The organism is Desulfofarcimen acetoxidans DSM 771 (genome assembly GCF_000024205.1).
Lineage (GTDB): Bacteria > Bacillota > Desulfotomaculia > Desulfotomaculales > Desulfofarciminaceae > Desulfofarcimen > Desulfofarcimen acetoxidans.
Genome location: NC_013216.1, coordinates 473191 through 485381 on the forward strand (window position 1 = coordinate 473191; position 12191 = coordinate 485381).

Annotated in this window: 13 protein-coding genes and 3 pseudogenes; 11 read left to right on the forward strand and 5 right to left on the reverse strand. The window is 39.3% G+C overall.

What is annotated here, in order from left to right; translation table 11 throughout:
* The first annotated feature begins 18 nt into the window (after window positions 1-18).
* Entirely contained in the window at window positions 19-423 is a 405-nt protein-coding gene (gene tnpA / locus DTOX_RS02270) for an IS200/IS605 family transposase (protein ID WP_015756076.1), read from the forward strand.
* Between the two features lie 5 nt (window positions 424-428).
* Window positions 429-1520, forward strand: a complete 1092-nt coding sequence (locus tag DTOX_RS02275; protein WP_015756107.1) for an RNA-guided endonuclease InsQ/TnpB family protein — start codon at window positions 429-431, stop codon at window positions 1518-1520.
* Between the two features lie 256 nt (window positions 1521-1776).
* On the opposite strand, the gene DTOX_RS02280 is transcribed toward DTOX_RS02275, so the two are convergent.
* From DTOX_RS02280 to DTOX_RS24015, 4 genes are all read right to left on the reverse strand, one after another.
* Window positions 1777-2013: an HNH endonuclease signature motif containing protein gene (locus DTOX_RS02280; RefSeq protein WP_052292899.1), complete on the reverse strand. Its 237-nt coding sequence runs from the start codon at window positions 2011-2013 to the stop codon at window positions 1777-1779.
* Window positions 2014-2122: 109 nt separating this feature from the next.
* Window positions 2123-3127: a type II TA system antitoxin MqsA family protein gene (locus DTOX_RS02285; protein WP_015756108.1), complete on the reverse strand. Its 1005-nt coding sequence runs from the start codon at window positions 3125-3127 to the stop codon at window positions 2123-2125.
* 27 nt (window positions 3128-3154) lie between these two features.
* Window positions 3155-3565: a hypothetical protein gene (locus DTOX_RS02290; protein WP_015756109.1), complete on the reverse strand. Its 411-nt coding sequence runs from the start codon at window positions 3563-3565 to the stop codon at window positions 3155-3157.
* A gap of 444 nt (window positions 3566-4009) precedes the next feature.
* Window positions 4010-4315: a hypothetical protein gene (locus DTOX_RS24015; RefSeq protein ID WP_242652521.1), complete on the reverse strand. Its 306-nt coding sequence runs from the start codon at window positions 4313-4315 to the stop codon at window positions 4010-4012.
* On the opposite strand from DTOX_RS24015, the gene DTOX_RS25195 reads away from it, so the two are divergent.
* The 6 genes and pseudogenes from DTOX_RS25195 (at window position 4230) to DTOX_RS02325 (ending at window position 7336) form a co-directional block, all read left to right on the forward strand.
* Window positions 4230-4430, forward strand: a complete 201-nt coding sequence (locus tag DTOX_RS25195; RefSeq protein ID WP_422698387.1) for a class I SAM-dependent methyltransferase — start codon at window positions 4230-4232, stop codon at window positions 4428-4430. The two genes, DTOX_RS24015 and DTOX_RS25195, sit on opposite strands and share 86 nt — an antisense overlap.
* A gap of 1 nt (window position 4431) precedes the next feature.
* Window positions 4432-4851 carry an iron chaperone gene (locus DTOX_RS02305; protein ID WP_015756110.1) on the forward strand — a complete coding sequence of 140 codons (420 nt, stop codon included), beginning with the start codon at window positions 4432-4434 and terminating at the stop codon, window positions 4849-4851.
* The gene (locus DTOX_RS02310) at window positions 4848-5195 is read left to right on the forward strand and encodes a DUF2200 domain-containing protein (RefSeq protein WP_015756111.1); all 348 of its coding nucleotides are present in this window, start codon (window positions 4848-4850) and stop codon (window positions 5193-5195) included. Before DTOX_RS02305 ends, DTOX_RS02310 begins: the two co-directional genes overlap by 4 nt.
* Window positions 5196-5305: 110 nt before the next feature.
* The gene (locus DTOX_RS02315) at window positions 5306-5608 is read left to right on the forward strand and encodes a MerR family transcriptional regulator (protein WP_015756112.1); all 303 of its coding nucleotides are present in this window, start codon (window positions 5306-5308) and stop codon (window positions 5606-5608) included.
* Window positions 5565-6886 (forward strand): annotated as a pseudogene (locus DTOX_RS02320) (IS200/IS605 family accessory protein TnpB-related protein); the annotation flags it as partial. The gene DTOX_RS02315 and the pseudogene DTOX_RS02320, both read left to right, overlap by 44 nt.
* Window positions 6887-7036: 150 nt before the next feature.
* Window positions 7037-7336, forward strand: a complete 300-nt coding sequence (locus tag DTOX_RS02325; protein WP_015756114.1) for a type II toxin-antitoxin system Phd/YefM family antitoxin — start codon at window positions 7037-7039, stop codon at window positions 7334-7336.
* Between the two features lie 73 nt (window positions 7337-7409).
* On the opposite strand, the gene DTOX_RS02330 is transcribed toward DTOX_RS02325, so the two are convergent.
* Window positions 7410-9224, reverse strand: a complete 1815-nt coding sequence (locus DTOX_RS02330) for an IS1634 family transposase (RefSeq protein WP_015756115.1) — start codon at window positions 9222-9224, stop codon at window positions 7410-7412.
* A gap of 109 nt (window positions 9225-9333) precedes the next feature.
* Here DTOX_RS02330 and DTOX_RS02335 point away from each other — a divergent pair, with 109 nt between their 5' ends.
* The 3 genes and pseudogenes from DTOX_RS02335 to DTOX_RS25205 all read left to right on the forward strand — a co-directional run.
* On the forward strand, window positions 9334-9681 hold the full coding sequence (locus tag DTOX_RS02335; RefSeq protein ID WP_015756116.1) for a type II toxin-antitoxin system RelE family toxin: 348 nt from the start codon (window positions 9334-9336) through the stop codon (window positions 9679-9681).
* 24 nt (window positions 9682-9705) lie between these two features.
* Window positions 9706-9786: pseudogene (locus DTOX_RS25200) on the forward strand (IS200/IS605 family transposase); the annotation flags it as partial.
* 2184 nt (window positions 9787-11970) lie between these two features.
* A pseudogene (locus DTOX_RS25205) lies at window positions 11971-12075 on the forward strand (Spo0B domain-containing protein); the annotation flags it as partial.
* Window positions 12076-12191: the final 116 nt, after the last annotated feature.

Consider the following 12191-nt stretch of genomic DNA (forward strand, 5'->3'; position numbering starts at 1 on the left):
ACGAAAGGCTGATTATTATTGAGCAAACTTGATACAAATAGCCACTCGGTCTTCTTACTCACATATCATCTGATTTTGGTAGTAAAATATCGCAGAAAAGTTATAAACGACACAATAGCAAACCGTATCAAAGAAATTGGTGAGTATATTGCACCAAAATATAATATTAGTTTTCTTGAATACAACCATGACAAAGATCACACACGCATATTGTTCAAGGCTCACCCTAATACGGAAATTTCTAAGTACATCAATGCATTCAAAAGTGCATCATCCAGACTTATTAAAAAGGAGTTTCCGGAAGTTAGAAAGCAGCTGTGGAAAGAATATTTTTGGTCGCAAAGTTTTTGTCTTCTAACTACAGGTGGTGCACCCATTGAAGTAATTAAGAAGTACATTGAAACCCAGGGTGAAAAGAGGTGAATCATTTGCAAATTGTCTACCGGTTTGAAATGCGTCCGACCAAAGAGCAACAGAAAAAAATGTTTCACACACTAAAACTTTGCCGGAAACTCTATAACTGGTCTTTATCTGAGCGTCAGCGTGTGTATAAAGAAACCGGCCAAGGGTTGACATATAATAAACAGCAGAATATGCTGCCGGGCTATACAAAAGAACATCTGGAATACAAGCAAGTTCACAGTCAGGTAATGCAGGATACTTTGCGCCGGGTAGACTTTGCCTATCAGCGGTTTTTTGCCAAAGAAGCCGGATACCCCCGGTTCAAAAACCGTGACCATTACACATCATTTACCTATCCCCAGGTGGATGCTGTAAAGAAAACTTTCTCTAAGCCGGGTAAAATCTATCTCTCTAAGATTGGTTTTGTAAAAATGACAACTCACCGGGAATTTGATGCCAGTCAAATATCCAGGGTTAACATAAAGTATCACGGTGGTAAGTGGTACGCTAATTTGACTGCCGAAGTGGAAGTACTCGAAAATCTTATCGACAGTACCAAATCCATTGGAATAGACGTGGGCCTTGAACATTTTGCTGTATTGTCTGATAGTACAGAAATAGGAACCCCAAAATACTATCGTAAATCAGAAAGGAAGTTAGCCAAACAACAGCGAAGACTTTCTCGCAAAAAGAAAGGTTCTAACAACCGAGGGAAAGCCAAAACTAAAGTGGCTAAACTTCATGCTAAGATAACTAATCAACGAAAAGACTTTCTACACAAGGCCAGTCTAGACGTGGTTCAGAGCCATGATATTGTCTTCATGGAAGATCTAAAGAGCAAGAACATGGTCAAAAACCACTACCTAGCTAAAAGCATACATGATGCTTCATGGGGTACATTCAGAAACTTTGTTGAGTATAAATGTCACAGATATGGTAAAATATTTCTTCCTGTCCCTCCTCATGGCACTTCCCAGACATGTCTTTGTGGTGCCAATGTGCCAAAGGATTTGAGTGTCAGAGTGCACCGGTGTCCTGCTTGTGGAATGGTTATGCCCAGGGATTTGGTGTCAGCCATATTGATAGAACGTCGTGGCTTAGAAATGCTAGCGGCTTAGATATATAGTTGTAGGGCGGGGACCGCCCGAAGTCGTGCCTGCTGGAGGCCGTGTAAGACCTATTGCTCTTTGTAACGGTAGGCCGTGGCTGATGAATCAGGAAACGCTCGTTGATGTTCCTTTGGAAGCCCCCGCTTCTTAGTGGAACGTAAGCGGGGGTAGTTCACAAAGGCTGATAAATAGAGATACCAAGAGTTAAGAACACAATTATTGAGATAGGGGGGGTTGATTTGTTGATGAAAGAAATCGTTACAATTTAATCTTCCGGCATAGGCCGTTCGAGCACTGCATTTGGGTGGTCATTTTCCCTGGACGTCTTCCTTGAGTGGCACGACTGGCAAAGAGGCTGGAGGTTCTCTCTGGCCAAGTTAACCACGTCGCCGTCAATTTGGTCGACCTGGGTAGCAGGGGTAAGCCGGCCTTTCTTTGCACACTCACGGCAAAGGGGTTCCTCTTTGAGGACCGATAACCTCAGCTTACGCCAGGCGGGCACCGTAGCCCTGCTTTGTGGATGAGCCGCGCTGGCGGTTATCCCCCGCTAGGGCTATTATATTCTGCTATTCCTATATTACCATTATACAACTTTACTTTCGTCATTTTCGTCAACTTTTGATTGACCTTTTAAACATAACCTGAGTATAATTCTCAATGTCATTGGGCATTAACATATTGTACTTTTGCTTTACAGCAATAAAATACTCACCGATAATCTCTTTGCTGATTTTGCGGTTAGAATGTGTGTCAGCAGGCAGATTGCCACGCGTTTTGATCCAAGGCATTTCAGAGTGCGTAAACCGCTCCAGTATTTTCCCACTGTAACAGCAAAAGTTCTGAATAATACTGTCAATAACGGCTTTTTCCGCATCCGTAAACACAGAAACATCAAATTCATCGTTGCTTTCAATTGGGTCAAAACGGTAACTCGAATAACGGTTATAGATTTCCCGGTAAACCGGGCCATGTACCCAAGCTTCGCAATCCTCTGTAAACAAGAAACTGTCCATAAATGCATAATAGAAACCCTGAATATAATAAAGAGCTTTCTGCAATGCCAGCGGTGTAATATCTTCGCACCGGAACAACAGGTAACCGATGACCTTATCTACTTTAGACGTCTCATTTTTTTGTTCACCAAGCAATTCTACAGTGGCGCGTTTGCTCTTTTCATACGCCATTAGAGATTTCAGGTTTCCTTTGCTTTCTTCCAGCAGTGACAGATAAAAAGCCGGTTCCTCATAAATTCTCCGCAGTACATCGGAATACTGCTTTGTCGGCATATCACCGTCACAATAGCGGGTAAACGTCATTTCTCCCCAACCTAAAAGCAAGGAGAGTGGACGTTTTCCAATGTTGTACTTTTGTGGAATCTCCAAGATTTTCTCAAACGAAATGATCCCGTTTTTTTGACGATAAGCATCATACAATATTTTTAGATTCTCATCCTCAATTTCGGCTGCATAGACTTCAGCACCACATTCGGCACATATCGCCTTCTTTCCGGCAAATTCATATTCTTCACCTTTTAATGCGCCTGTCGTAGAAACACTTTTCAATGAATAGGCAACATCTTTTCTGCATTCCTCACAAAATGTCATTTTCCCATCCATAAAGCTCCCTCCTTTCACTTCAGGGCATTACCTAAACAAGTAATCTATCGGCTTATTACGCTTATGGAATGATATGACTACCACACGCTTTCCTCCATTGGGGTCGATTATGTTAAATTTGTTATAAACATCTACCCATTCCTCATTGCCTTCAAAATTGAACAGCATGACCTGCGGACAAAAAACATATAACACCTCATGCTCAAATCCCAATTTCATATTTTGCAGAGTATGGCAGAAGTCCTCTGGTGCTATTTTTAGAAGAATCTCTTTCTGCTTTTTGTTGGTGAGATTATATTCATTTATGAAATCAATGTTTTCCTGTCTATTCTCATTTTTTGAAATGTAAAATCGGCTTTCTCTAACGCAATCCTGTATTGTCTGCAAAACAGTAAAAATTTGCTCTTTGGTATATTTCTGATTGTAATGAGGGTCCATTGCATCACCTCTTTGCAATGCAATGATACTATATTATATGCTGTTTGTAAATATATATGCATCAATTGGTGCACATTTTAAAAAAGAGTGCTCTCGTCAACAGCCGGAAAGCACTCTTTACGATATCAGACAGCTATATTTTTCTTTTCATTAAAACGGTGCTTTTTTAAAAACTCGTTATGCTTGCGGCGCGGGTACTGCCCATCATATTTGCCGATAGAAAACGCAATCTGCTGCCACGTCATGCCGTTGATGTTTTATTTCTATGTTTTTTTCTCTCATGCAAGTCCTTTCTGCCTTTCCAGGGTTCCAGGTTCCAAGGGGAACCAAGAATTCCAAACCTATACGCGCATATATGCGGGTACGCACGATAACCCTTTTCCTATATCTATAATTCTTTATTTATATTGGAACTATGGAACCTTTGGAAAAAGCGTTGATAAATCAAGGTTCTAAAAGGTTCCGAGATTGAGGTGTGGATTCATCTGAAGCTCGTACCCACACATACTGAGCGCCATAGCCCTTGATTTTCTTTTTCTGACCGGAATACGCCCAGCCGCCGATCTTTTGCATGATCAGCTTGATTTTGTAGCTATCCACCTGAGCCGGTACGGGAATATTTACATTCGCCGCTGCTGAAATAACAAATGATAAGATATATGCGGTGGAGATATCCAAAGAAATGCTGGAGGTATTGCGGGTAAGAGCAGAGGAAAAGAATCTTGAAAATGTCATAACGGTAAACGGCATTCAGGCAATGCCGGAATCTTCCTGTAGTGTTATTTTGCTTTGTACCGTTTTACATGAAGTGTCTGATGTGCAGAATATGATGAATAAGGGGCATAATAACAAGGAGTGTGGGTGAAATGTGGAAATGTCCGAAGTGCGGTCGTGAATTTAAAAACACGGAACAAGATCACTTTTGTGTAAAACCAAACAGTATTGACGAATATATCGCGGCACAACCGGAAGATGTGCGGCCTCTGTTACAAAATATCCGCGAAGCTATCCACGCAGCTGCGCCGGAAGCCACGGAGAAGATCTCGTGGCAGATGCCGACATTCTGGCAGGACGAAAACCTCATCCACTTTGCGGCATTCAAAAAACATATTGGGCTGTATCCCGGCGGCGAAGCTACGTCTGAGTTTGCGAAGCGGCTCGCAGGATATAAGACTTCCAAGGGAGCGATCCAGTTGCCACTTGGCAAGCCAATCGATTATGAACTCATCACCGATATTGTGCGGTGGAGAACAAAGCGGAAAGCGAAAGGGAGTGAAATTCTATGACAAATGAGCGCGTATATAAGATGGCGTTTTCGACCGTCTACCCGCTGCTTGTTCAAAAGGCGGAGCGCAAAGGGCGTATCAAATCCGAGGTTGATGCCGTGATTTGCTGGTTGACGGGATATGACGATTCTGGCTTGCAAGTGCAAATTGTGAAGAATGTAGACTACGAAACTTTCTTTAACGAAGCCCCACAGATAAATCCGAACGCTGCCAAAATTTCAGGTGTGATTTGCGGGCACCGTGTCGAAGAAATCAAAGACCCACTCATGCAGAAAATCAGGTGGCTTGACAAACTGGTGGATGAATTGGCAAAAGGAAAGCCAGTGGAAAAGGTTTTGAGATAGATAAAAAAATTAATAGATTATTGAAAAAGGAGGATATAACTGTTGCTAGAAAACTAAATTAATATCAAAAAACCTGCCATAATATGATATGATTTTGGTAGGTGATTAGGATGGAAAACCATATAAGTATTGGCAAAGCAGCTAAATATTTAGGGGTTAGTATTAATACTTTACGTGTTTGGGAAAAGAAAAAGATGTTACTTAAGGCTGTAAAGGAGACTAATAGCGCCTTAGTAATTATTGAGTATAAAGACCGTTTAGCACGGTTCGGTTATGCCTACTTAGAGAAATACATTAGCGACTTTGGCGGGCATATTGTAGTAATAGAAAAAAAGCTGTCAAAGGTCATTGAAAGCGAGGTGACTGCCAGTGAAGACAACGGCGATGGGGATAATCCCGGAACTGACAGCTAAACAGAAAAATACATTGATAACCTCATGGATCGTTACTGTGCCGCAGTTCGTTGGGCATTTAAAAGACTGCTGGACGGATGGAAAGTACAGGACATTCGTATAACTGTACAAGGAAAGTTCAGACTTAACTCCCGGCAGGCTAACGATGCAGTATATGATGCCCAGACCACAATCAAAAGCCAATATGAATTAGTGCAGATGTACTGTGAAAACGCCAAAGCAAAGGTTGAATTTACAGAAAAGCGTATCGCCAAGGCTAAATCACCGGCTAAGGTTGCCAAACTGCAAAAACGGTTAGAAAAGGAACAGCGTAAACTGGTCTTCTGGCAAAAGCACCTGGATAACAATACCTTTCCGCCTGTTGTATTCGGAGGAAAGAAGCTCTTTCAAGAACGCTGCAAAGGTAATATTACCAGGGAAGAGTGGCAGGAAGTCAGAAGTAACCGTTATCTGTCACGGGGAGATAAAACCAAAGGCGGCAACCTAAATACCCGCATATACGAAGACCAAGACCAAATCTATCTTGATATAGCCGCCGACCCGGTACAGAAAGGGAAATCCGTTCGGTATAACCGCATAATGGTGCCGGTCTATTTAGCTCAAAAGCCATCGAAAAAGACCGGCAAGATTAACGGTATCAACTACCGGCAAATGGTTTTGGATTATCTTAAAACAGGCAGTGCCTATCAGGTAGAAATCCTCTGCAGAGACGGGAAATATTACGTCCATGTGAGTATTGAAGAAGAAGTTCCGATGCCATATAACCATAAGGGTGCGTTTGGTGTAGACACCAACCCGGACGGATTAGGCGTAACCCAGGTAGAATGTCTGGGGCAATACCGGGGCAGTGAATGGCTTGGTCAAGGCGAATGGACTTATGCCAGAACAAACCGGAGAGATAACCGAACCTGCGAAATGGCTAAGAAAGTAATCCTCCAGGCTAAAGAAAAAGGTTACGCCTTGGCGGTAGAGGACTTGAAGTTTAAAAATGACAAGTCCGTAACGGCCAAGTTTAACCGAATGAGTCACAGTTTTGTCCGGTCGAAGTTTCTAAAAGCAGTTGACCGGTGTGCTGCCCGTGAGGGAGTGCCGATATTAAAGGTAAAACCGGCTTTTACTTCGGTCATAGGCATCCTAAAATACAAGCACATGTACGGCATAGCTGTTCACGAAGCGGCAGGCTATGTCATAGCCCGGCGTGGCTTGGGCTTTGATCATGAGAAGATACCCAAGATATTGCTTGATAAACTGGTTAAAAAGAAACTTGAATTTAAACAAAGCTTGTGTCAAAGTTTGGTAAGTTAAATATATTGATAAATATATTGATAAATTTATTTGTAATGCATATAATAATATCAAATGAAACTTGCTTAAAAGGTAAGAAAGGGTTTGATAAATATGCCTGAAAACATCTCTGTGAGGAATGTCATGAATTCTTTGGTACCAATATCCCGCTTTAACAAAGGCGAAGCTAACAAAATCTTTGATGAAGTTAAGGAAGCTGGATTTAAGATTGTGTTGAAAAATAATACGCCGACTTGTGTACTCTTAACGCCCGAAGTTTACGAACAAATGCTTGAAACGATAGAGGAATACCGGTTGTTACTGGAAGCGGAAAAACGTATGGAGAATACAAGTTCTGATGACTTAGTCCCGCAAGACAAAGTGTTAGCCGAGCTTGGTATAAACAAAACAGACTTGGATAATGTAGAAGTGGAGCTTGAGTAAGTGTGGCAGGTGGAGTATTTAAAACCCAGGTTTCGCACTAAGGGATCAGTAAACTGGGAACCACTGCCAAACCTTATTTTCTAAAATTATCCTTAAACCATTTCTCAATATGATAAGAAAAATTGATTGCTGAATTAATAACCTCTATTAATTCAAGTGGATGTGGTAAGTTAAACAGATTAACCAATACATCAATAGTATTAGGAATATTCGTCCCATTCCAATGGTGTATACCAATAGGCTGCAACCTTTGTTCTGAGATAGTTAGGTCGCCAAGTTCTCTCTGTAATTTTTGGGGAGACATCTTTTTGCCATTTTTAGCTAACAGCCAGGCTGCTAAATTAAGCACAAGCATAGCCAATACTTTTAAAAAGCAATAGGCATCTACTCTTTCAGGATTGCGAAGGAATACTTGTTGTAAATCAAGAGAACCCTTCAAAAACCTAAAACTGATTTCGATGTCGTTCCTACCACGATAGCGGGTAAGCAGTTCATTAGCATCAACCTTCTCTTTGTCATGGTTGGTTAAAAGCACAAAGATACCGTCGGTTTTCTCAAGCTCTGGAATTATAGCTTCATCTTTTGACCAGGACATAACAATAGCATTATGTTGATTTAGTTTAATTGTTACATTAAACAGCCTACGCATTTCAGGCTGCCCTTTAAAAATATTATCTACTGCTTTTTCACAGGCTTCCTTCGTAATTAAGTTACGTTTGTTGAGCTTACCATTTAGTTCTACTAATGCATCTTCTGTGCTGGTTATACGCTTTTGACGACGCTCTTGTTCCTTAGGTTTTTTGTTTAAATCACAATAAATAACCGCCCTTATAGTATGTGTCGCAAATATTCGCTTACTTTTTTTGAGTTGCTTTTTGTTCTTACTACCCTCTGAGGGAGGCTCAAGTTTTACCTTAAACGTATATTTTGTCTCTAACGCCTCGTAGTGTCTGGGTAGATTTCTTTCTATTTCTTTCTTAGAGCGATAGTCAATAGCAGCAAAATCATCTTTTTTAGCCTCATTTAATTGCTCTAAGACCCAATTCTTTGATAGCTCATCCTTGAGTGGACCTATAAAAAAGGCCTTTTGGTTGCTATTAGTAAGCATCAAATGCATATTATCTTGGGTTAGGATACCACGATCAATAATCATCTCAAATTCTTGGTCATCGGTAATCTCTTTAACCTTCTCGAATGAACGCTCAAAAGTCGTACCGCCTTGAACATTACCGGAATCAATTGATGATGTTACCGGCAAAGATGCACCAGAGGCTATCGTAAGATTAAGGATTAATTGTTTTAAACCCGGTAGACCACCATACCCGTATTGAACTTTATCGTTATCCTCCATAACACCAGAGACTGGAATGGAGGATGTGTCATTGTAAAAAGTGTTAAGTGGAACTCCAAATTTCTTGGATGCTGATAAAACAATATCCTGCAATACATTAGCCATATATTTTGCATTTGAGTTTATAGCGTCAAGGGCTCTACCCATTTTGTCATCATTAAATTTTTCGGACGGTATACCGAGTATTGTTTCGACTTGCCAGTTTTCACAAGCTTCTTCAAATTTATATAAACGGGTGAGATCTTTATTTCTGCCCAGCATGTCGCCAACCATTATTTCACATGCCAAACCAGTACTTACCCGACATTTAGAACCGTTGGCTCTGTCTTCACGTAGATGCTCATAAGTAACATATTCTTCGCCTATAAAGTTGTCAATTATTTTACCGATGCCCAGGCTTCTTGCTAAAAAGACACCGATAAGTACTGCACCTGAGGGATCTGCCTTCGGAACTTCTACTTTTAATTCGGGCATTATCTTCATCAATATTTCGGGGGGTAATTTAGCTAGTTGTTCTAAAATAGGTTGTAAGTCCATGACGATCCCTCACTAATATTTATTCTTATTAGTGATAATTCGACACAAAAAACAGAGATCCTTCCAGTTTATGGATCAGTTTTTTTTATGGTTGTAATTAATATTATTTATGCTCCACTATTTTACAGGTTTAGATTTTTATCTTGCGGAAGGTGGGTTAAAAGAAGCGGTAGAGGATTTAAAACGGCTTGACTTTAGCCAGCGTTTGCAGGTACTTAAAGCCATTGACAAGGTATCAAGCAATCCTTTTCCGCAGACAGAAGGCGGTTACGGCAAACCTCTCGGCAATAGGGATAGTACAAAACTGGCTGGCTATCTCAAAATAAAGTTGAAAAAGCTTGGTTTGCGGGTGGTATACAAGCTGGTGATGGAAAATGATGTAATGAGAGTTATCATAATATCAGCACGTGCGGATGATGAGGTATACCTTATGGCACAGAAACGAACAGATAAATAGTAAAAGTTTGATAAACGTTTGGTAGTAACCGATGAAATGATAAGAGAGTATGTAGAAAAACAAACGGAAGATGAATTAGAAGAAAATTTTAGGGTTACGACATGAGTTTAGTCATGGTTTCTTTAGTTGATTTTAGCCAATGGCTTCATTTAGCTGGCTTTAGCCGCAATTAATGACTTTCAGTTATTGACAAACCTACCGGCCTCAGCCGGTAGTCGTTTAGTGACCGGTCAATTTACTACTTAATATTGATGTTTCTGCTAATCTAAATTGCCCAAAAGCAGACGGGATTGCCTGTCCGACAATTGCTGTATATAATGACCATATCACATAGGAAAGGAAAAGACGCCCCTGATTGAATGTGCTTTTGAGCCACCAAAAGCACCAGAGACGTCTACTACAATTGGTATGGTTAATTTGAGGTGAGTTAATTTGAATAACAGACTGTATAATATTATATTTCCAATATGGTTGATGTTATTTAACCCATTAATAGGTATACCTATGTTATTTGTAAATTATTTTATTGACAGGTCAATTTACTACTTAATATTGAGGAATAATGAATTTTATGTTAATAATAAGAAATCTTTTAATACTTGTGTCAATTTAGCTTTTATTATGGGTATTACGGTAGACTTTTTGGGTTTTATTTTTTTAGTATTAGTCAAAGGATTAGAGTATTCTAATTATAAAGAGTGGATAGGTTTAGAAGTTATATTTACGATTATTGGATGTTCACTCTTAATAGGATTTCTAAACTATCATTTATCTCTTACATTAAAAATACCAAAGAATATAGCTTTTAAGATAGGAGTATGTATGGGAATTATAACTACTCCATGGTTATTTCTAATACCTCCATATTATAATAACTTTAAATAATGAAAAGAACTTGTGATTAATGTTAACTTAACCGTTATATGGGTGAACAAGCATAAATACAGGCTACTATAACGGACAAATAAACCGGGCTGACTTAATGCATGGGCTTATATGAAAGGTATCAGTTTGATAACGAGGTTTAATTGAATAACGAACATAAACGCATAAAAACAGAGTGCCTTATATAATAATCTGGTCCATGCGATAATAAACTACAAAGGTTTTCAGAGTTTTTCAAGTACTCTGAAACACTATAGTGGGGGTATCGCAATGGATGAAATAACTCAGGTTAAAATCCGGTTCCATATAGGAAATGGTATGTTAAAGTGATTGTAGATGAATAGCTTATTATAGATCTTAGAGTTTCCGCTAATAAAGAAATAGAAAATTGTGCCGAGTAAAGCTTTTATGAACACAGCTTAAAGTATTTTACCGTTGGTTCACCAATGCTGGCTAAATCATTGATAATCCGGTAACAAATGTTAAAACAGTGACCGTTGTCAAGCAGGCTCTAAAGTGGTTCGCGCGGAAAATTATTTTGCTGGTCATAGCTAAACTCATAACTGCGCTGTCAGTGATTGATTGGTCAGCATATCTTTCTCATAGGAAAGTTCTTTTATCGAAAATGGGGCAGAAAAATATTGTTAAAAATAGGGAAGGAATTTTGTAAATTATAGAGAATATAGTCTTAAGAGAAGAGAACGCAGAACGCGACAAGAAGTCGTGATACCAGATATGAACGAGAAACTCAAAGCAAATTGTGTTTATGCAAGCTTAATAAGTATATTTTTACCACGAAGGTATTGACCTGTAAAAAAGGTTAACTTTCGTGGTTTTTATTTTCTGTGCTTAACCAGTTAAGGCTTTTTGCTGATATGATACAGTAAAATATGGAGACGGGTGTCGGTGATCGTTGAACCTCATAAAAATGTTTTATAAAAAATAAAATTTGTATAAATAAGACTTAAAAAAATAAAAGTTAAAAAAAGAAATATAAGATACTATGTATAAATATTTCTTAAGAGGCAATAGCGAAAGCAAGACACACTGCTGCCGTCTGACCAATCCGGAGTGAAGGAGAACGAAATACGCTGAAAAATTCGTGTTCAACGTGTAAAGTACCTGGATAGTTTTCAATAACCTTGCTTCTGTTGCTGCTAAGAAGAAATTTCAAGAGATGTTTACCCAATTGTTACATATTAATGGTGTGATGGTTTCAGCAAGGATTGTTGAATTAAGTGAAAGTAAAAATTTACTGTCTTGATAGTAATTATTTCCTTTTTTGAGACAAGCAAAGAAAGAAGGAAAGCTCTTGGAGGAAATGAATCTGGCTTCACTGTTACCATCAGGAAAATCGAAGAATATGCAGAAAAGGATTGCGAAGCCAAGCGAAATGCAGAAAACTTGAAACAGATTAATCAATTAATTAATTCTTCCAGAAAGCATCGTCACGATTTCCACCATCAGCTACAGGCGATTTACGGGTTGCTGGAAAGTGGTTCTTATGAAGGAGCGAAGAACTATATCAACAGTTTTTTCGGTACAATAACGAAAACCAGAGAATTGATTGAAACGGATAATGTAAACGTCAGTGCCATTCTTAATACCAAAGTAGGCTTGGCCGA

Bases quoted from the DNA above. Each gene is read 5' to 3' on its own strand.
- DTOX_RS02305 (WP_015756110.1), top strand. From the start codon at position 4,432: ATGTGGAAATGTCCGAAGTGCGGTCGTGAATTTAAAAACACGGAACAA.
- DTOX_RS24015 (WP_242652521.1), bottom strand. From the start codon at position 4,315: ATGCCGTTTACCGTTATGACATTTTCAAGATTCTTTTCCTCTGCTCTT.
- DTOX_RS02310 (WP_015756111.1), top strand. From the start codon at position 4,848: ATGACAAATGAGCGCGTATATAAGATGGCGTTTTCGACCGTCTACCCG.
- DTOX_RS02290 (WP_015756109.1), bottom strand. From the start codon at position 3,565: ATGGACCCTCATTACAATCAGAAATATACCAAAGAGCAAATTTTTACT.
- DTOX_RS02315 (WP_015756112.1), top strand. From the start codon at position 5,306: ATGGAAAACCATATAAGTATTGGCAAAGCAGCTAAATATTTAGGGGTT.
- DTOX_RS02335 (WP_015756116.1), top strand. From the start codon at position 9,334: ATGCTCCACTATTTTACAGGTTTAGATTTTTATCTTGCGGAAGGTGGG.
- DTOX_RS02325 (WP_015756114.1), top strand. From the start codon at position 7,037: ATGAATTCTTTGGTACCAATATCCCGCTTTAACAAAGGCGAAGCTAAC.
- DTOX_RS02285 (WP_015756108.1), bottom strand. From the start codon at position 3,127: ATGGATGGGAAAATGACATTTTGTGAGGAATGCAGAAAAGATGTTGCC.
- DTOX_RS02330 (WP_015756115.1), bottom strand. From the start codon at position 9,224: ATGGACTTACAACCTATTTTAGAACAACTAGCTAAATTACCCCCCGAA.